This is a genomic window from Microcoleus sp. w2-18bC1, from assembly GCF_036700365.1.
Classification (GTDB): Bacteria; Cyanobacteriota; Cyanobacteriia; order Cyanobacteriales; family Microcoleaceae; genus Microcoleus.
Map to the genome: position 1 here is coordinate 1 of NZ_JAUBOS010000045.1, position 19,943 is coordinate 19,943.

Consider the following 19,943-nt stretch of genomic DNA (forward strand, 5'->3'; position numbering starts at 1 on the left):
CGTGCTTGGATGGCTCCGACAGACCAACCCCACGAAAACTTCATCTTCCCTGAAGAAGTTCTGCCTCGCGGTAACGCACTTTAAAAAAATCAGGATTTGGATTTCAGATTAATTTAGTTTTTTTAACTTAATCTGAAATCCAAATCCCTATTCCCCGGCGCAGGTGCGGTACTCCCGTGCCCTACTAGGGAACAAAAAAACCCAAAATCCAAAATCTAAAATCGTTGGAGGTTCTACCGGGTGGTAACGCTCTCTAATTCCTACGCAAGCGGTCGCGACCAAGAATCCTCCGGGTTCGCTTGGTGGTCTGGCAACGCTCGTTTGATCAATCTCTCCGGCAAACTGCTGGGCGCCCACGTCGCTCACGCTGGCTTGATCGTGTTCTGGGCCGGTGCAATGACTTTGTTTGAAGTCGCTCACTTTATCCCAGAAAAGCCCATGTACGAACAGGGCTTAATTTTGATGCCCCACGTCGCTACTTTGGGTTGGGGCGTAGGCCCTGGCGGTGAAGTCACTGATATCTTCCCGTTCTTCGTAGTCGGGGTTCTTCACTTAATTTCATCTGCAGTTCTCGGTTTGGGCGGCATTTATCACGCCGTTCGCGGCCCGGAAGTTCTCGAAGAATACTCTTCTTTCTTCGGCTACGACTGGAAAGATAAGAACCAGATGACCAACATCATCGGCTATCACCTAATTTTGTTGGGTGGCGGTTGCTTGCTGCTGGTTGCTAAGGCTATGTTCTTCGGCGGTGTCTATGACACTTGGGCTCCAGGCGGCGGGGACGTGCGTATTATCACGAACCCCACCCTGAACCCGGCTGTGATTTTTGGCTACTTGGTTCGCTCTCCTTTTGGTGGCGAAGGCTGGATTGTCAGCGTCAACAACATGGAAGACATCATCGGCGGTCACATCTGGCTTGGCCTGATTTGTATCGCTGGCGGTGTTTGGCACATTTTGACCAAGCCTTTCGGCTGGGCTCGCCGCGCCTTAATCTGGTCTGGCGAAGCTTACCTGTCTTACAGCTTGGGTGCTTTGTCCCTGATGGGCTTCATCGCTTGCTGCTTTGTCTGGTTCAACAACACTGCTTACCCCAGCGAATTCTACGGCCCGACGGGCCCGGAAGCTTCTCAAGCGCAAGCTTTGACCTTCCTGATCCGCGACCAACGCTTGGGTGCTAACGTCGGTTCTGCACAAGGCCCCACCGGTCTGGGTAAATACCTGATGCGCTCTCCTACTGGCGAAATCATTTTCGGCGGTGAAACGATGCGTTTCTGGGATTTCCAAGGCCCTTGGTTGGAACCCTTGCGCGGTACTAACGGTTTGGACTTGAACAAAATCAAGAATGACATTCAGCCTTGGCAAGCTCGCCGCGCGGCTGAGTACATGACTCACGCTCCTTTGGGTTCTTTGAACTCTGTGGGCGGTGTGGCGACTGAAGTTAACTCGTTTAACTTCACTTCTCCTCGTTCTTGGCTGTCCTGTTTCCACTTTGTGATGGGTTTCTTCTTCTTGGTCGGCCACTTGTGGCACGCTGGTCGCGCTCGCGCGGCTGTCGCTGGCTTTGAGAAGGGTATCGATCGCGAAAATGAAGCGGTACTTTCTATGCCAGACTTAGACTAATCGATCGAATTTATTTCTGATTTGATTGTCTAGTTGAAAAAGACTCCTGCTTAACGGCAGGAGCTTTTTTTTGATCTAAAAATATCTGAAAAAGCTGCGGATTGTCGATCGACCATTCTCCGAACCCGCTAGCAGCAGATCCAATCCTAGACATATAAACCCGGTTTCTGAGTTAACCTTTTGAATTCCATGCTATTTCTTTCCGTAAGCTCGTTCTTCAGCCAGCTTTTGCATCCTGGAGTCAGATACTTCGGTACGACCTTCATCGGTTGTGGTGAATGACTCTGCAAGTCTTGAAACTTGACAATTTTAGTCCGTTGGGGTAAAGAGCTTGCAAGGCAGGCTGTACAAAGTTTATATTTAAAGTACAAAAGTTGTAATCCCACACAATGGAAAGTTGCAATGGAAAGTTGCAATTTTAAGGCAGATCGCTACAGGTGTAAAACTAATCGACGATCGGCATCAGGATATTTATATTTTATTAAATGGCTGTGCTTGCCAAATTTTTTAACAGGCACAAAACTTGTGGGCCGCTTACTGTTATTGCTAGGAAAGCAAAAGATTAATAATGGACTCATTAAAGATCGAAAATCTCAAGGTGAGGTTCGATCGAGCAAATTTGCTCGAACGCATCGCCAACCGCATTCGCCGCTCTCTAGAACTCCCCGAAATTCTGAGCGCAACAGCAGCAGAAGTTCAATCCTTCTTGGGAACAGACAGAGTAAAAATCTACAAATTTCATAGCGACGGTAGCGGTGAAGTGATTGCCGAATCAATTAACGGCAACCGCTTGCCATCCCTATTGGGTCTGCATTTTCCAGCAGACGATATTCCCCCTCACGCCCGCGAATTGTTCGCGCAAGTACAGGTGCGATCGATCGTCGATATAGATTCCGGGCAGCTAGGCCAAAGTCCGCGCCGCGAGGCGGTTTCGGGCCAACTGCTGCCCGACGACCAAATGCACTTTCGTGCGGTTGACCCCTGCCACGCTGAATACTTGACTGCACTGGGCGTTAAGGCTTGCTTAGTAGTACCAATTTTTCACGGCGAAGAATTCTGGGGGTTGTTGGTATCTCACCACTCCGAGTCCCGGAGTGTTGGAGAAAACGAACTCCAAGGCGTTCAGATGGTGGCAGATCAGCTCGGCGTCGCCATAGCCCAATCAACCCTCCTCGCCCAAGCGAGGGCGAAAGCTCAACGGGAAGCTGCCGTCAACCGCGTGGCTGCCGCCCTTAACTCCCAGCCGGCGATTGAACTCCAAACGGCTTTGGTAGAATCGGTAGCAGCACTAGACGCCGCGGGCGGCAGGCTGTGCATTTTCGCCACGCCATTCATTTCCGACAGCAGCAAGGTTACGAACCGAGTTCCCTATTCGGATAACTCCACTGGCGAACTCACAGTCTACACTTGCGGCTCAGGGCCGAAGATGGGAATTTCCGCAAAATACCCCCAGGTTGAGCAATACAGCGTCTGGCACGAATATTTTAAATCCGGCGAGCAACAGGTTTGGGTAATTCCCGACTTGTACCAAATTAGCAGTTTGAGAAGCCTGCAACCTGCATTTCGAGCGACCAAAATTCGCAGCATTTTAATCGTACCACTCAGAACCCGCCAGCACATATTCGGTTACTTGACCATTTTTCGAGAAGAATTTGACACCGAAACTCTCTGGGCTAGACAGTTTGATAGCGACGGGCGGCTTGCCCAATCTCGGATATCTTTTGAAGCGTGGAAAGAGTCAAAAACTGCCCAAATTCGCGACTGGAAGGCTGAAGAAATTGAATTGATGCAAATTTTTGGCACCCATTTTTCTAATGCTATTAACCACTACCAACTCGATCAACAAATAGAGGAACTTAACACAAATTTAGAAAATCAAGTTCAAAAGCGCACCGCTCAACTACAGCAGTTGACCCAACAGCAGCGAGTGCTGTTTGAAGTGGTGGCAAAAATGCGGAAATCCCTCGACTTGACCAAGATTTTTAGCACGATGTCCCAGGAAGTGCGACGGGCTTTAAATGCCGATAGAGTTGCGGTTTACCGCTTCGAACTAGCGTCGGAATTTAACGACGGCGAATTCGTTTCCGAAAATGTTTTGCCAGATTTTGTGTCAGCAATGGCAGTCAAAGTGCAGGATCGCTGCTTTGGAGAAAAGTATGCCAATCTCTACTCTCAGGGACGAATTCACACAATTTCCGACATCAGACAGGCTGGACTCCAAGATTGCTATGAGCAACTATTGGAGCAATTTCAAGTCAAAGCTACTTTAGTTGCACCGATTATGAAAGGCAACGACCTTTGGGGGTTGCTGTGCGTACACCAATGTTCGGCTCCCCGCAACTGGGAATCTTCCGAAATTAAGTTTGCTACCCAAATTTCCGCTCAGCTCAGTATCGCCCTAGAACAAGCAGATTTGCTCGCTCAAACTCAGCAGCAAGCAGTTGAGTTGCAGCGGGCAGCAGAGCAGGAGCGAATACTGTTTGAGGTAGTTGCTAAGATTAGACAATCTCTCGATTTAGATACAATTTTTAGGACTACAACTACAGAATTGCGACGGATATTAAAAGCAGATAGAGTTGGCATTTATCGCTTCGATCCTAGTTTAAAATTTAATGAAGGCGAATTTATTACCGAAGATGTTTTGCCTGGTTTTTCTTCGGCAATGGATGTAAAAGTTCGCGATCATTTCTTTAGCGAAAACTATGCAAAAAAATACTGTCAGGGACAGATTCAAGTGCTACCAGATGTCGAGAATGCTGGACTTTCCGACTGCCATGCTGCTCTTTTAGCTCAATTTCAAATTAGAGCTCAGGTGATTATGCCACTGATGAATGGCAGCGAACTTTGGGGTTTGCTGTGCGTGCACCAGTGCAGCGGTTTGCGCCATTGGAACACTTCGGAAATTCAGTTTGCTACGCAAGTTGGAATTCAGTTGAGTGTAGGATTAGAACAAGCAGATTTGTTGGCTAAAACGCGGCAGCAATCAGTTTATTTACAGTGGGTAGCCGAGCAACAGCGGATACTGTTTGAAGTGGTAGCCAAGATTCGGGAGTCTCTCGATATCGACGCAATTTTTAAGACGGCTACTCAAGAAGTTTGTCAGTTTATGCAAGTTGATAGAATAGCTGTCTATCAATTTAATCCTGATTGGAGTGGCTATTATGTAGCCGAGTGTGTGAAAGATGGCTGGATAAAATTGGTAGGGGAAGGTATCAGTACAGTTTGGCAAGATACTTATTTGCAGGAAAACCGAGGCGGCAGATATGCCAACAATGAAACTCTAGCCATTGACGATATCTATCAAGTTTGCCACTCGGAGTGTGTGGTCGGTATTTTAGAGCAATTTCAGGTGAAGGCTTATGCGATAGCGCCGATTTTTGTAGGACAAAAACTTTGGGGTTTGCTGACAGCGTATCAACATTCTGGGCCCCGCTGTTGGGAAAGTTCAGAAGTTAACTTTTTAGCTCAGATTGCTAATCAATTAGGCGTAGCTATCCAACAAGCCGATTTGCTGGCTCAAACCAGACGCCAAGCAGAACAAATCGCTCAAAGTTTAAAGGATTTGCAGCACACTCAAGCTCAATTGATTCAAACTGAAAAAATGTCTGGTTTGGGGCAACTGGTAGCCGGGATTGCTCACGAGATTAACAATCCGGTTAATTTTATTTACGGCAATCTCAATCACGCTAGTGAATATACTGCTAGCTTACTTAGTTTGCTGGAACTTTACCAGCAGCAATATCCCGATTCTAGTCCTAAAATAGACAAATTAAGTGAAGATATTGACTTGGAATTTCTGCTAGAAGATTTGCCCAAATTGCTATCGTCAATGAAGGTGGGAGCCGATCGCATCCGTCAAATAGTTTTGTCTTTAAGGAATTTCTCCCGTCTTGATGAAAGTCAAATGAAGGCGGTTGATATTCACGAGGGCATTGACAGCACGCTGTTAATTTTACAGCACAGGCTGAAATCTAATGCGGACAGTGCCAACATTGTGCTAGTGAAAGAATACGGCATTTTGCATCGAGTTGAGTGTTATGCGGGACAGTTGAATCAGGTATTTATGAATGTAATTGGAAATGCGATCGATGCTTTGGAATCGAACAAGTTGCTCGCTGGTCAATCTGTAGTTCCTCAAATTAAAATCTCTACTGCTGTCGGTCAACTTAATGGTACTATTCCTAGCGCGCTGATTCGGATTTCTGATAACGGTACGGGAATTTCGGAATCTATGAGAAAACGCATATTTGACCCTTTTTTCACAACTAAGGCAGTGGGAAAAGGTACTGGATTGGGACTGTCAATTAGTTACCAAATTGTGGTAGAGAAACATGGCGGCGTTTTAAAATGCAATTCGGAATTGGGGAAAGGTACTGAGTTTGTGATCGAGATTCCGCTTCGACAGCAGTCATTAGTCATTAGTCATTAGTCATTAGTCATTATTGTAAAATCCAGCCAACAGTCAATAGTCAACAATCACGGACGCTCCAACCAGAATTGATCTAATTAATCTGCGTTACTCGGTGTTAGTCTGTCTGTATCTGCAGTTAAAATAAAAAATATAATTTATGAACCGCAGATGACAAGGAATTGATGCTGATTCACGCAGATGCAGAGAAGAGATATATGAATAATAATTCTGATGCTAACAGATTTGGAACCAGGCTTGATCATGCGTATGCGATCGCATAGTCATTTTGCGGCATCCAGGTGACAGTTGCCTAAGTCCTGATGCAAAAAGATACCTATTTAATGGACTTTCATAGATTAGTTTCGCTCTTTTGTAGTTCTTGTTGGAGAGTATTTTTGACACGATCGTACTCACCCTCGATTTGAGCCAATAGGGTTGAGGCTTGATCTAGTTCACCAGAGGTACTGATGACTTCTAACCTGCGACAAAGCTGGGCGAGAGGAGCAGCGCTTAGATTCGCACTACTACCTTTGAGGGTATGAGCCACTCGCTTTAGGGTTTGAGTATCCCCTTGGGCGATCGCTAATTTCATAGCTTCTAGCAACTTTAGACCTTCCTCCAAGTAGCAGTTCGCCAGCAAGCTCAAAATCTGGGTTGAATCTTGATCGATGCTGCTACAGAAAGCTTGCAGTTCTGTAAGATTAACTGCTGGCACATCAATTTCTGGCTTGTTGCTATCTGGTTCCTCCTTTTGGGCCTGCTGCGGTTCCGGGTTGGGTGGACACTGACTCAGCGCTTGGTTGAGAGCCTCTAGTCGAATTGGTTTACTGATATAGTCATTCATGCCAGCATCAAGACAAACCTGGCGATCGCCCTGCATGGCATTTGCCGTCATGGCAATAATCCTGGGACGAGTATGAGCCGGCCACTCCTGGCAAATACGACGGCTGGCTTCTAGTCCATCCATCTCTGGCATTTGTACATCCATCAGCACCACATCATAAGGCTGGCGATTCAGGGCTTCCAAAACTTCTAATCCATTGGCAGCAATATCTGCCCGGTATCCCAAACGCTCTAACAGCAGCAGTGCCACCTTCTGATTCACCAGATGATCTTCTGCTAAAAGAATTCGCAGTGGGAGTCTCTGGGCCAGTTTCATATCATCCTGAACAGATATAGGAAGTTGTTGTTGAACTTTTTTCGGTTGAGCTTGTAGCACATGGATCAGTATTTGATAGAGCTGGGATTTTTTGATGGGTTTGCTTAAAAAAGCCGCAAAGTGGGTCGATAGCGCTGAAGAAATCGCTTCTGGGTAGCCCATTGAAGTCAGCAACACTAGGGGTAAACGGTGGCACTTAGGATGCTGGTGGATGGCTGAGGCGAGTGTGAGACCGTCCATTTGTGGCATTTGCATATCTAAAATAGCCACATCAAAGGTTTCTCCACTCTCAAGCCAATTGAGCGCTTCCACAGCCGATTGGGCAGCCAGACTCTGCATCCCCCAAGTCTCTGCTTGCAACGTCAGAATCTTTCGGTTAGTGGGCTGGTCATCCACGATTAATAAACGCTTGCCAGATAGTTCTGGTACCATTTCCATCGGTTCCGCTAACTCAGTAGCCACAGAGGATGCCACAATCGTGAAGTAGAAGGTAGAACCCATTGTGACTCGATTAAGCTTAGCGGCTTGCCATTTTGGTGAAGGGGTTCCTCCGATGTGGCCTCGGCTTTCAACCCAGATCGTGCCGTTCATCGTTTCACTAAGTCGCTTACTAATCGCCAGACCTAAACCTGTCCCTCCATACTGCCGAGTCGTCGAAGCATCTACTTGACTAAAAGACTTAAACAGTCGATCGAGCCGGTTGGCTGGAATGCCAATGCCTGTGTCTTGAATGGCAAACTGGATTTCATACAAGCTTTCTGACAAGTTACCTGGCTCAGAAATTGTTTTGTCAGGATCAACTAGAGAGGCTTCCACGGAAATGGTAACTTCCCCAGTTTCGGTAAACTTAATCGCATTGTTGAGCAAGTTAACTAGAATCTGACGGAGACGGGTGACATCACCCAAAATCAACTTAGGAGTCTGAGGCTGGATGAGGTAGCCCAACTCAATATCCTTCTCATCTGCTTTAACTGCAAGTTGGTCGATCGCATTTTCTATGCAATCTCTCAAGCTCAAGGGATGCTTTTCTAACTCCAGCTTGCCCGACTCAATTTTGGAGAAGTCAAGGATGTCGTTGATGATACTCAGGAGGGTATCCCCACTATTGCGAATCGTCTCGATAAAGTCTCGCTGTTGAGCCTTGAGTTCTGTATCCAGCAGTAGTCCCGTCATGCCAATAACCGCATTCATGGGAGTGCGAATTTCATGGCTCATCATCGCCAGAAACTCACTTTTGGCTCGGTTCGCAGCTTCTGCTTCCCGTCTAGTTTGCTCCAGGGCACAGTTTTTCAGAGTTAATTCTTCTCGTTGTTGAGTTTCTTGCTCTAGTAACTTGGCTTGAGCTAGGGCAATTCCTACTTGAGCCGCGACGGATTCTAGCAACTCCACTTGATCGGTAGTCCAATGACGGTAACGATCGCACTGGTGCAAACAAATGGCACCATTCGGTTCTCCTTGGTAAGAGGTTCGCACTGCTAATGTCGATCTCAAATTCAGACGGGTACAAATTGAATGAGCACAGGTGACCAATGAATCGCAGTAGACATCCGGGGAGGCGAGCGCTTCATCTTGAGCCATCAACCGTTTTGTATAAGCAGGACTCGCCGCCAGAAGGTTATGCTCGCCGCTAGGCCCAGAGCCCACTCCTAGATACTCTGCAACGACAGGAAACTGAGCCAGTGGATTGTCCTGGTATGTGCTAATTAAGCAGCGACTGACCCCAAAAGTTTGCCCAATCTGAATAGCAGCCGTTGCAAATATCTGCTGAGCATTAAGGCTTTGACGAATTTCTTGGGTAATTTGCTTCAGCAGTAGGGCCTTTTGCAACTGTCGTTGTAGTGCTTCTTCTGCCTGCTTGCGATCGCTAATATCCTTCATGAAGCAGTGATGCCCGACAAACACATTTTGCTCGTCATAAGCAGAAACCATCACCAATTGTTTATAGAAGCTAGAGCCATCTTTTCGCATTCCCCTAGCTTCCGCTTCGACTCTGCCGTCTCTCAACATTTGCTCATAAGCAGCCCCCATCTTCTCAACATCTTCAGGATGAACGGTTTTTTGCCAGTCCATCCCTAGCAGTTCCTCGGGCTGATATCCGCAGATGGCAGCATAAGTCACATTGACAGAGATATAGCGTCCTTGAGGGTCAAGCCGAGAAATGCCTGCCACGGCATTTTCTAGAGCCGCACTCATTTGTTGCAGTTCTGCTTCGGCTCGTTTGCGATCGCTAATTTCAATTAGAATGCAACCCACTGCTATAGGCTGCTGTGCATCCTTGAAAATGGGAAAGTGAGAAACGAGCCAGTGGCGCTTGACACCCGTTTGACTGGATAGTGCTGTGCTCATTTCCAAGTTGATGGAAGGTTTTCCTGTCGTTAAAACCTGTTGTAACAGTGCATTTACAGTAGGAGCAAATTCCCCCAAAATATCATCGGTTGTCTTACTTAAGTGAGCCTCCACAGAGTGGCCATTAAATTCAGCTAGTGCCTCATTGATTTGTAAAAATCTCAACTGCCGATCGTGGATACACAGCCCCACCCCTGCTAGGGAAGCTCCTTTAAAAAAAGCATTCAATAATTGCTCTCTGGCTTGAATTTCCTGCTCTAAGTTTTTGCGCTCGGTAATATCGCTGTGAGAACCAGTCATACGGACAACTCGGCCCGCTTCATCCGAAAGCGCCTGCCCTCGAGTTAGAATCCACTTGTAGCTCCCATCCTTACAAAGAACTCGATGTTCCGTAGTATAAAAAGAAGTTTTTCCCTCAAAGTGATCTTGAATTACTTGCATGACGCAACCGAGATCCTCGGGATGCACCCGCTTGCTCCATTCGTCCAAGTGATGGGGAATTTCATGGTCTTCGTAGCCCAACATTTCTTTCCAGCGAGCGGAGAAGAATACTTCATTGGTGTTGACGTTCCAATCCCATACCCCATCATTACTACCACGTAGGGCGAGTTCCCACCGCTCTTCACTCGCTTGCAGAGCGACTTCTGCCTGATGCCGTTCAATTTCACTACCAATCCATTGAGCCATCAGCTTCAGTAATTCCACATGGGCAGATTTAAAGCTGTCTGCACGGGGAGATTTACTAGAAAAGCTGAGTGTACTGTAGACTTGGCCTGCAACTAAAACTCGTGTTCCAATATAAGCTTCCATGCCAAGGGCAAGATAGGCAGGATGGTAACGCCATTTTGAGGTGCCTATATGTTCGATGGTTAGGGGTTCATTTGTGTCTAAAGCTTCACAGCACAAAGTTTGCTTAATATCAAAGACATCACCTGGTTTCAGGACTCGATCGGGCGATCGCGCAACCATCACCTCATAACGGTTATCTTGCACACGAGCCAAGACGCCACTTTCAAGCCCCAAATTCTGACATCCCATGTCAATCAACGCTTGGATGCGCTGCTCAAAATTGAGATTTTGGGTAGCAGTGACTTCATATAAAGCTCGTATCGCCGCTTCTCTTGTTCTTAGTTCAGATTCGGCTTGTTTACGTCTCTTAATTTCCCCTTTCAGAGAGTGATTGATTCTGGATAATTTTTGCGTTCGTTCGTGAACCCGCTGTTCTAATGTAGCGTTGGCGTGTTTAATCTCCCTAAATTTTTGATAAAGCGCGATCGCCATCAATTGAAAATTGCGAGCAAGCTCATTGATTTCACTAACAGAGGTATGTTTCCATTCAAATGTTTCTTCTGAAAGCTTGTTGGGTAAGTCAGTAGTCGCACGAGCTAAATAAGATAATGGCTTGACCAGTCGTTCGCTAACCAACGTTGCAAACAAAAATGCCAACATTGTGACGACGAGTAGAATACTCAAGTCAACCTTGTAGCGATTTTGTAAATTTTCTACATAGGGAGCTGCTGGAATTTGTAAGCGTAATTTCCAGTCGAGATCGGAGCTAATAGTAAATTCCTGTATATACAGAGAATTTTTCCAACGGATCATCGGATTCTTGCCATTGCTAGGAAGCCACTGCTGCAAGGTTCCCTCTAAGGTGCGAGTGCTGCCGTCCTTTGACTCCTGAACACTGGTCAAAAGCTTTTGGTCGGATTGATTACTAGCAATGACTCGGTTGTTTTCATCGAGTAATGTAATGCCTAGTTGCTGATTGTTTCTCTGGAAAATGTAGAGAGCTTTGATCTGGCTTAATGCTAATGAACCGTGGATCAGCCCAAGAAAACGACCTTGAAATTGCAGGGGTACATTCAATCCTACATGAGGTTCGTCCACTAATATATCTTTGTGGATAGGAGTCATCCAAGGTCTCAACCGCTCTTGAGCCAGGGGAATTAGAGATTGATGTTCCCTGCTTTGTTCGATCAATCGCCGGCGGGTTTGATCTAAAGGAGAAGAAGTAGCTAAAATTGTTCCAGATGAATCGGCAACATAAATTGTGTCGAAATCTGGAAACAACTGCTCGATCAGGCGAATGTCTTGTTGTAGCTGCTGGGATGAATGAATCGCTTGATTAGTAGCAGTGGTGGCTTCAGGCATGAGCGATATGTCAGCTAATTGGTTCAAAGCTGTGAGGTATCGGTGATGCCATCGAGATATTGCGCTAGTGATAGTTTTTGCGTTTGCTTGTAACTCCGTTTGCACCGTCGTTGGGATTTGACCAACAAAGTATCTACCATCAAGAACTAATAGCATCAGTCCTGGAATAAAGACAAAAGCAACCAAAAGATGAAAAATAGTTTGTTGTAAAGAGAGGGCGAGATGCTTTGAAGGACTAATCCACCGAGAAATCGGCGCATACGAAATGATTAAGCTGGCAACTAAGGCATTAAAAATGCCGTTGACTGCTTGCTTGCACATAACGAGGATGGTCTGATTCGCTTCCATGTGCATCATTTGACCGTAGAAAAGCCAAACGAGGGGCATTCCAATTAAGAACCAGTAAATCCCATCGAATAAAAGGATATTTGGCTGTTGGCGCTTCTTGCAAAGAAACCCTACAAACAGAGCCTCAATTACCAAAATAATCGTGGCGTATGGATGATGCCAAAGGATATAAGTATAGCTGCCTGCAATTAGACCAGCCACGCCTCCCCAGCCCCAGCCGAAGTAGTAAGTAATAATCAGTATGGGAATACTGCCAAAGAGGAAATCAACCCCAAAGAAAAGAGACAAATTGCAATGGTTGCCCAGAACACCCGCACCAGTGAGAAGGGCGATCGCACCAAACCATCTTTGATCACGCACTGAGCTAGCTCTTTCCATAAACTTCTAGAATCGCTACTTGCTGAATATAAACTAATTTTGATAAAAAATTGTCGTAGACACACTCTCGTTCTATCCCTGACAGTTTTCATGAATGTCGCACAACCGATTATTGAGGCTTTAATACTAAAATCAAGGCTTACTCATGCAGGACTTGATATTTTCCTAAACTTTTAAAAAATAATTATTCCCAATTACGAGAGGCATAGTTTTTACCCTTATGATTTAACGGGTGAATTCATTAACTGTATGAATCTTGGTGCAAAAAGTATTACGACCTTGGTCTTTGGCTTGATAAAGTGCTGCATCGGCAGCAGTAATTAAAGTTTCTGGCCGGCTCTCTTGGGTAGGAATCACACTGGTAATACCGAAGCTGAGCGTAATACAATGATTCGGAGAACTCTTATGAACTATTGCTAAAGCTTGGATGCAAGCCTGAATTTTTTTAACGATTTGGACGGCTCCCTCAAGCTCTGTTTCGGGCAAAATCACTACAAATTCTTCACCTCCATAACGTGCGACTAAATCTCCAGCTCGATTAATACTGCGATTGAGAGCTGCGGCAACTTGCTGTAAACATACATCCCCTGCTTGATGTCCATAAGTATCGTTGTAAGGCTTGAATAAATCGATATCACACAAAATCAGTGACAAAGGAGTTTGCTGCCTCGTCATGCGTCGCCACTCCTCCTCTAGCTGTTGGTCAAACTGACGGCGATTGGCAATCTGAGTCAAGCCGTCAATTGACGCGAGGTATTTTAATTGCCGATTGGCGGCTTCTAGCTGTTTGTAAAGTAGGGTTTGTTGCTGTTGCAAGTGGAATTGCTGAATCAACCGTCGCACTCTCTGTCCCAGAACAGCCCAGTGAATTGGTTTGGTTATATAGTCAGCCGCTCCCGCTGCAAACGCTCGATCGACAGATTCTTTGTCTTCCAAGCTAGTAATCATCAAGATAGGTGGGCGATCGCTCTGAGCCACTTCAGATAATTTTTGACAACAAGCAAAACCATCCATAGTGGGCATCACTGCATCTAGCAGGATGAGGTCTGGATGTACTTCCTCATAAACTGCTAGCCCTGTCAACCCATCATTAGCTTCAGCCACTCGGTATTTTTCCTTCTGTAAATACAGTCGAAGTTGCAAACGCATCAAGGCATCGTCATCCACAATCAGAATTAGAGAGGACGATTCCGTAGATGGGTTAGTCGAAATGGCTGACTCTTCTAATGATTGATACATACGTCATGGTGTATCTCAAGCTTTGGAAATATTCTAGCCTAGCATATTTTGAGCTTGGGATGGAAAGTAAAAAATTGGCTAATATGTCATAAATTATACACCAGCTAAGCTGCCGCAACAACATCCTAGGTAGCGTCCGGTTTATTAAACCAACAGCCACACTCTACTTAAAATTTGTCGCTTTTTTTCGGAGATATAAAGTCTGGTCACTTGCACTAATTTTTGTAAATATGTAATTATTTTTGGGGTTTTAAACAGTTTTTACAACGTCGAGCGAGCTTTGACGAACGATCACCTGTTATCTGGCGATCGCCGCTCGAATAATATGCTATATTTCTCAACTTAATTCAGCCTTTTTTAGGTGCATCAAATTCCTACCTCATCTTTGAGCGATCGTCCGAGCTATTTTTGGGAAATACATCTGATGGTCACATTATCGCGTATAGCTTCGCCCTTAGTTGAGCGTTTGTTCGCACTAGGAAGCTCTGACGGCCAAAAGGCGTAAGCTTTGTTAAGAAATATTTACAGCCTTTTGCGCGTTCTCGGATAGGTTGTTTCTCTCCTTTCTCCCAATAATCCCCCCAGATAGTGTCTAAACTCCTGTCTTTGGGCTTGAGTCTGGAACACATCGTCAAAGCGTTGGCACTATCTTTCAAAGCATGGGGGCATGGAAGCTAATACTATAGAATTCTCGCATCATTTGTGAATTTCTTACGGACTCCCCGCGAGTTCGGGGAGGGTTGGGGTGGGTAAAAAGTTTATGACTCATTTAGCATTGGTATATACTATAATAACTGGCAAAGAGTAAATTAACTTGATGGAGATAACTTACTATGGCAGTAGCACTCCCTGATTTTTCTCAAAGCGTTCAAAAAACGAAAGAAGTTTGGACGCAACAAGTCGGAAAAGCAGTGAATTCTGTTTCAGAAGCAACAGCAGAAGCTAAATCTTCTCTCGCCGAAACTGCATCTCAGGCCAAAGAAGCTCTCAGTCAAACTACGAATTCTGCAGTCAATACTGTTAATCAAGCTACGAACAATGCTTTAGGTACTGTAGCGGAGAAAACAGAAAAAGCGAGACTTTCTATATCGGAAGTCGCGAATCAAGCAGTTAGTCGCGTCAGTGAAAGTACCAACAAGGCTGTTGATGCTGTTTCTCACTCTGCAGCAACTGCTAAAGAAACGATCAATCAAACTACTAACTCTGCGGTCAATACTCTGAATCAAAGCACTAGCCAAGCTGTAGAAAGTGTCAATCAAGCTACAGAAAAGGCTAAGGCTTCATTAGAAGATAGCATTAACAAGGCGGGAAATATGAGCGGTGCCGTTTCAGATGCCATCAAAAGTGCTATCAATGGTACTGTCAAAGATTGGATTGATGCTCACCCTGTAGTCTTCTGGTTGGTGAGTCATCCGCTGATATCTTTAGCAAGTTTGCTACTATTTATATTCATTATATTGGGTCTTTTTCAGGGTTTAAGTAGCTTTTTTGCTGGAGGATGGTTATTTATTCTGCAAAGCCCTGTAAAATTTATGCAAAGAGTTGTGAGTGTCGGCTCTAAATCTGTAAGTAATGTCGGTGGAGTGGCTGTAAACTCATTGGTTTCAAAGAATCCCCAAGACAAAAATAATTCAGGTTTACAATTGAGGGGAGTTGAATCAAACCGTTTGGAGTCTCAAGAACGACTTGCTAATATTTTGGGCAGATTGGAGGCAATTCGAGAAGAGCAGAATCAGCTTTTACAAGAAGCGTCGGCTATTTTAAGCAACAAATTTAAGGCAGAGTGATCAGGTGTGGGGCGATCGCAACTCGTGGTAAATTTAAGACATCCAGGCTTTCCATCAAAGCCAGATCCATGAAGGCTTGTAGTCGATCGCTCAATACGCCATGCCCGATTCCGAATTTTCCGATGATTTAAAATGGACGCCAGAAGCCAAGGCGAAGCTGAAAAATATTCCCTACTTTGTCCGGGGACAAGCTCGCGTCCGCATCGAGCAGTTGGCCCGCGAAGCCGAAACCGAAGTCGTCACCGTTGACTTAGTTGAGCAAGCTCGCATCGAGTTTGGGCAATGAAGGATCGAAAGGTACGCTAAAGCCTTAAACTATAAGTTGCCTGATTTTGATGTTCACAGAGCTACTGAGTCACCCGTGCGGAAAATAGTTATTGCTGGCAACTGGAAAATGTACAAAACTAGGACTGAATCCCTAGAGTTTCTTCAAGGATTCATGTCCTGCCTGACGGAAACCCCAGAGGAACGGGAAGTCGTGCTTTGCGTTCCCTTCACTTCCTTGGCTGTCCTCTCGAAAAATTTGCACGGCAGCCGGATCAGACTCGGTGCTCAGAACGTTCACTGGCAAGAGTCTGGAGCTTTTACTGGGGAAATTTCCGGGCCAATGCTGAGTGAACTTGGTGTCCGTTATGTCATCATCGGCCACAGCGAGCGACGCCAATATTTTGGGGAAACTGACGAAACGGTGAATTTGCGGCTGAAAGCGGCTCAGAAATACGATTTAATTCCGATTCTGTGCGTTGGGGAAACCAAGCAGCAGCGAGATGCAGGGGAAACTGAATCTCACATTTTTTCTCAGTTGGAAAAAGATCTAGTTGGTGTTGACCAAAATAAGTTGGTAATTGCTTACGAGCCGATTTGGGCGATTGGCACTGGCGATACTTGCGAAACGAAGGAAGCTAACCGAGTTATTGGTTTGATTCGCAGTAAATTGACTAATCCTAGCGTGCCAATTCAGTACGGCGGCTCTGTTAAACCGGAGAATATTGATGAAGTTATGGCGATGCCTGAGATTGACGGGGTTCTGGTAGGTGGTGCTAGTTTGGAAGCTGCGAGTTTTGCTCGAATTGTCAATTATCAGTAATAGATAATTGCTAATTGGTAATTGCTAATTGGTAAGTGAACAAGGGCAGCGGGAATTAAACAGCGATCGCCTACAATTGTGATGTGCCGTTCAGTGTTTCTCGGATCGGGAGAATTAAGCTATGACTGCGATCGTTAAACCCAAACCCGCCTTAGACGAGTTCCTCAAACTTCCTGAAACTGAACCGGCCTCAGAATTTCTTGAGGGACAAATCATTCAGAAGCCGATGCCTCAAGGTGAACACAGCGTACTTCTAGGTGAACTCTGCAAGACTATCAATCAAGTAGCGAAAACTCGGAAAATTGCCAATGCTTTTCCCGAGTTGCGCTGCACTTTTGGCGACGCATCAATCGTGCCAGATGTAGCAGTATTCCGATGGGAAAGAATTCCTTTTTTGCCGTCGGGTAGAATTGCTAACCGCTTTGACATTAATCCCGACTGGTCGATAGAAATTCTATCTCCAAACCAAAGTCAAACAAAAGTGCTGAGTAACTTACTCCACTGTTCGCGAAACGGCACTGAGTTGGGGTGGTTACTAGATCCAGAAGAAGAGAGTATTTTGGCGGTATTTCCGGGACAAAAAGTAGAACTGTACAAAGGTGCAGCTCGGTTGCCAATAATTGATAAAATTGAATTAGAATTGACAGTGGACACTGTTTTTAGCTGGTTAAGTTTTGGTTGAATTAAGAAAGGCGCTTCTGCTTTATTCTTGCGTATTTTAGAGAGGGATTTCGTTTTACAAGAAGCGATTTCAATCGCCGAGTGATGAGGTGATATGATAAATAACAAAAAAAATACAGTTAGAAATAAAGTTTTCGAGTGGGGAAAACGCACTTATTTAATGGGCGTTTTGAATGTTACCCCTGATAGCTTCAGCGACGGCGGAGATTTCTATACCATAGAATCTGCTTTGGCGCAAGCGGAAAATATGGTAAAATCGGGGGTAGATATTATTGATATTGGCGGTCAATCTACTCGGCCTGGTGCAGCGGAAATATCATTAGGAGAAGAGATTAATCGCGTTATACCTGTCGTACAAATACTCCGACAAAAAGCCGATATTTTTGGCTCAGTTCCTATTTCAGTCGATACTACCAGAGCGCAGGTTGCGAAAGCTGCGGTTGAGGCGGGAGCGGATATAATTAACGATATTTCGGGAGCTACTTTTGATGCGGAAATGCTGTCAACGGTTGCTCAGTTAAAAGTGCCAATAATTTTGATGCACATTCGGGGAACTCCCCAAACGATGCAACAACTGACAGATTATCGGGATTTAATGGGGGAAATTGGGGAATTTTTCGAGAGTCGAATTGCTGCAGCAGTTGCTGCGGGGATTGACAAATCTCAAATAATTCTCGACCCTGGTATTGGCTTTGCCAAGACTTACAGTCAAAACTTAGAAATTCTGCGAGATTTGCGAAAATTCCGTGTTTTAAACTGTCCGATTTTAGTCGGAGTATCGCGAAAAAGCTTCATCGGTCACATTTTGAATCAGCCAGAAGCGAAACAAAGAGTTTGGGGGACAGCGGCGGCTTGTACAGGTGCGATCGCAAATTTGGCAGATATCTTGCGAGTTCACGATGTCAGAGAAATGCACGATGTTTGTCTGGTTGCCGACGCTATCTTCAGAAATCAGTCTTGAGAAGTGTGAGTATCAATAACTTTCATTTCCCCGCCCTCAGAATGAATGACATCGGGCATAGAACCCATCAGCTCGCCCAGAGCTTCCGTCATGCTTCTCGGATCCATAAACAGAATTTTGGCATTGTCGCTTTCGCCCAATTTTTGTTGAGCGTCTAAGTATTTTTCGGTTACTAAGTAATTCAAAACTTGCTTACTATTGGGATGGGAGTCTAAAGCTTCAACTAAGAGCCTCATATACTCCTTAGTGCCGATCGCCTTATTAACCATTGCTTGCCACTCGCTCTTAGTGGCGCGCTCCAATTCCATAGCTTCTTGCACCCTTTTCGGAGGTGTAATGCTTTGAATTTCCACCCGAATTACTTTGACACCCCAAGTTTCGGTAGCTTCGTCCAACTTTTTGAGTAACTTTTTATTCATGTCATCTCGGGAACCCAAGATGTCTTGCATTGGCAATCGACCAATTTCAGCGCGAAACGTCGTTAACACTAAGTTGGCGATCGCATTTTCAATTTGATCGATTCCATAATAAGCTTTCTGTAAATTCACAACCCGCCAGTACACAACGGCATCGACTTCGAGAGCCACATTATCTCCCGTGATTGCTGACTGAGGTTTAATGTCTAAAACTCTTTCACGGCTTGTGTCCACGCAGACGACTTTTTCGACCAGGGGACTGATAAAGTGGAATCCTGGCTTTAGAGTGCGCTTGTATTGACCCAAACGTTCCACTAAAGCTTCGTCGCCACCGCTGACTATTTTGACGCTGGAGTTAACAGCGTAGCCGAGGATGAGCGCAAAGAGCATGGTAAGAATAGACTGCCCCATTTCTATTTTCCTGCTAAGGTTGACTGAGAATTGATCGAAATTCTACTCTAATTTAACTCAAACTCGGCTCCGCAGTGCTAAAATATCTCGACTGTTAATAACTAACTATTTCACCGGGTGGGTTCCATCGGCTCCGACTCTCAGGGCGCTAGTCAAACCCAGGATATCAACAAACGTTTCCACAAAAGACATGAAAAACGATCGAGAGTTTCGCTTGTTCAAACCCTTAAGGTGGATCGCCCCAAGCATTTTGGTGGGTGCAGGAATCTGCAATGCAGCAGTGGCTCAATCGGCACAAGCTGAGCCAATCGCCCTGCAACTCTCGCAAAACTCGCAGCCACCGCGCCGAGGCCCTGCTGTTCGGGAAGTAATTTCCTACGAAATGAAGGGAGACGAACTCAGGATTTGCAAGCAAGAAGGCAACTCCGAGAAAAAGTGCCAAGTTGTAGGTAAAGGCTACACGGTGGGCTTGAGAACTGCCAACGACCTTTACGGTCAAGGGAATCTTGTCAATGCCGAAGCTTTGTACCGACAACTAATCGCTCGCTATCCCAAAGAAGCGGATGCTTATTACAAGTTGGGAACTATGCTGTCGGGGCAAGATAAAATGAGCGATGCGATCGTTTTATTCCAAAAAGCAATTGAAGTCAACCCACAGCACGCCAAAGCTCACAACGATTTAGGCGTGGCAATGGCAAGTCAAGGCCAGTTGCCAGAAGCAATTGTTCAGTGGAGACAAGCCGTTAAAATTAACGATCGATATCCCGATGCTTTAAACAATTTAGGAGTCGGTTTGTACCAGCAAGGAGACAAGGAAAACCAAGCGGAGGCGGTAGCCAGTCTCAAAAAAGCTAAGGAGTTATTTATCAAGCAAGGTAGAACTCAAGCTGCTAACAGAGTAGATAAAATTTTGGAGGAAATCAATTCGCGATCCAGCGAGTCCTAAAC

General features: G+C 45.4%; 11 protein-coding genes and 1 pseudogene. 8 read left to right on the top strand and 4 right to left on the bottom strand.

All coding sequences use genetic code 11. The annotated features are described in order from the left end of the window. The first annotated feature begins 240 nt into the window (after window positions 1–240). Complete coding sequence (gene psbC, locus QT979_RS20205; protein ID WP_333216871.1) at window positions 241–1,620, top strand: photosystem II reaction center protein CP43; 1,380 nt, start codon at window positions 241–243, stop codon at window positions 1,618–1,620. Window positions 1,621–2,188: 568 nt separating this feature from the next. Then, window positions 2,189–6,049, top strand: a complete 3,861-nt coding sequence (locus QT979_RS20210) for a GAF domain-containing protein (protein WP_333311505.1) — start codon at window positions 2,189–2,191, stop codon at window positions 6,047–6,049. Between the two features lie 331 nt (window positions 6,050–6,380). On the opposite strand, the gene QT979_RS20215 is transcribed toward QT979_RS20210, so the two are convergent. The 3 genes and pseudogenes from QT979_RS20215 to QT979_RS29070 form a co-directional block, all read right to left on the bottom strand. Continuing rightward, window positions 6,381–12,413 carry a response regulator gene (locus QT979_RS20215; protein WP_445304796.1) on the bottom strand — a complete coding sequence of 2,011 codons (6,033 nt, stop codon included), beginning with the start codon at window positions 12,411–12,413 and terminating at the stop codon, window positions 6,381–6,383. A gap of 225 nt (window positions 12,414–12,638) precedes the next feature. Next, window positions 12,639–13,652 (bottom strand): PleD family two-component system response regulator, encoded by a 1,014-nt coding sequence (locus QT979_RS20220; RefSeq protein ID WP_333311507.1) that lies wholly within the window; start codon window positions 13,650–13,652, stop codon window positions 12,639–12,641. Between the two features lie 514 nt (window positions 13,653–14,166). Further along, window positions 14,167–14,321: pseudogene (locus QT979_RS29070) on the bottom strand (IS701 family transposase); the annotation flags it as partial. A gap of 164 nt (window positions 14,322–14,485) precedes the next feature. On the opposite strand from QT979_RS29070, the gene QT979_RS20225 reads away from it, so the two are divergent. From QT979_RS20225 to folP, 5 genes are all read left to right on the top strand, one after another. Next, a complete protein-coding gene (locus tag QT979_RS20225; protein WP_333311508.1) occupies window positions 14,486–15,439 on the top strand; it encodes a hypothetical protein in 954 nt (317 codons plus the stop codon). Window positions 15,440–15,539: 100 nt separating this feature from the next. After that, window positions 15,540–15,725, top strand: coding sequence for a PCP reductase family protein (locus tag QT979_RS20230; protein ID WP_006633749.1), 186 nt, complete (start codon window positions 15,540–15,542; stop codon window positions 15,723–15,725). A 75-nt stretch (window positions 15,726–15,800) separates the two neighbouring features. Next, the gene (gene tpiA, locus QT979_RS20235; RefSeq protein ID WP_333295203.1) at window positions 15,801–16,526 is read left to right on the top strand and encodes a triose-phosphate isomerase; all 726 of its coding nucleotides are present in this window, start codon (window positions 15,801–15,803) and stop codon (window positions 16,524–16,526) included. A gap of 121 nt (window positions 16,527–16,647) precedes the next feature. After that, the gene (locus QT979_RS20240) at window positions 16,648–17,208 is read left to right on the top strand and encodes a Uma2 family endonuclease (protein ID WP_333311509.1); all 561 of its coding nucleotides are present in this window, start codon (window positions 16,648–16,650) and stop codon (window positions 17,206–17,208) included. Window positions 17,209–17,301: 93 nt separating this feature from the next. Beyond that, entirely contained in the window at window positions 17,302–18,168 is an 867-nt protein-coding gene (folP, locus tag QT979_RS20245) for a dihydropteroate synthase (protein WP_333311510.1), read from the top strand. Here the strand turns inward: folP and QT979_RS20250 are convergent. After that, window positions 18,159–18,995 carry a stomatin-like protein gene (locus tag QT979_RS20250; protein ID WP_333213606.1) on the bottom strand — a complete coding sequence of 279 codons (837 nt, stop codon included), beginning with the start codon at window positions 18,993–18,995 and terminating at the stop codon, window positions 18,159–18,161. The genes folP and QT979_RS20250 overlap by 10 nt on opposite strands. A gap of 190 nt (window positions 18,996–19,185) precedes the next feature. On the opposite strand from QT979_RS20250, the gene QT979_RS20255 reads away from it, so the two are divergent. Then, window positions 19,186–19,941: a tetratricopeptide repeat protein gene (locus QT979_RS20255; RefSeq protein WP_333213607.1), complete on the top strand. Its 756-nt coding sequence runs from the start codon at window positions 19,186–19,188 to the stop codon at window positions 19,939–19,941. The last annotated feature ends 2 nt before the right edge of the window (window positions 19,942–19,943 follow it).

Bases quoted from the DNA above. Each gene is read 5' to 3' on its own strand.
- QT979_RS20210 (WP_333311505.1), top strand. From the start codon at position 2,189: ATGGACTCATTAAAGATCGAAAATCTCAAGGTGAGGTTCGATCGAGCA.
- QT979_RS20215 (WP_445304796.1), bottom strand. From the start codon at position 12,413: ATGGAAAGAGCTAGCTCAGTGCGTGATCAAAGATGGTTTGGTGCGATC.
- QT979_RS20220 (WP_333311507.1), bottom strand. From the start codon at position 13,652: ATGTATCAATCATTAGAAGAGTCAGCCATTTCGACTAACCCATCTACG.
- QT979_RS20225 (WP_333311508.1), top strand. From the start codon at position 14,486: ATGGCAGTAGCACTCCCTGATTTTTCTCAAAGCGTTCAAAAAACGAAA.
- QT979_RS20230 (WP_006633749.1), top strand. From the start codon at position 15,540: ATGCCCGATTCCGAATTTTCCGATGATTTAAAATGGACGCCAGAAGCC.
- QT979_RS20240 (WP_333311509.1), top strand. From the start codon at position 16,648: ATGACTGCGATCGTTAAACCCAAACCCGCCTTAGACGAGTTCCTCAAA.
- folP (WP_333311510.1), top strand. From the start codon at position 17,302: ATGATAAATAACAAAAAAAATACAGTTAGAAATAAAGTTTTCGAGTGG.
- QT979_RS20250 (WP_333213606.1), bottom strand. From the start codon at position 18,995: ATGGGGCAGTCTATTCTTACCATGCTCTTTGCGCTCATCCTCGGCTAC.
- QT979_RS20255 (WP_333213607.1), top strand. From the start codon at position 19,186: ATGAAAAACGATCGAGAGTTTCGCTTGTTCAAACCCTTAAGGTGGATC.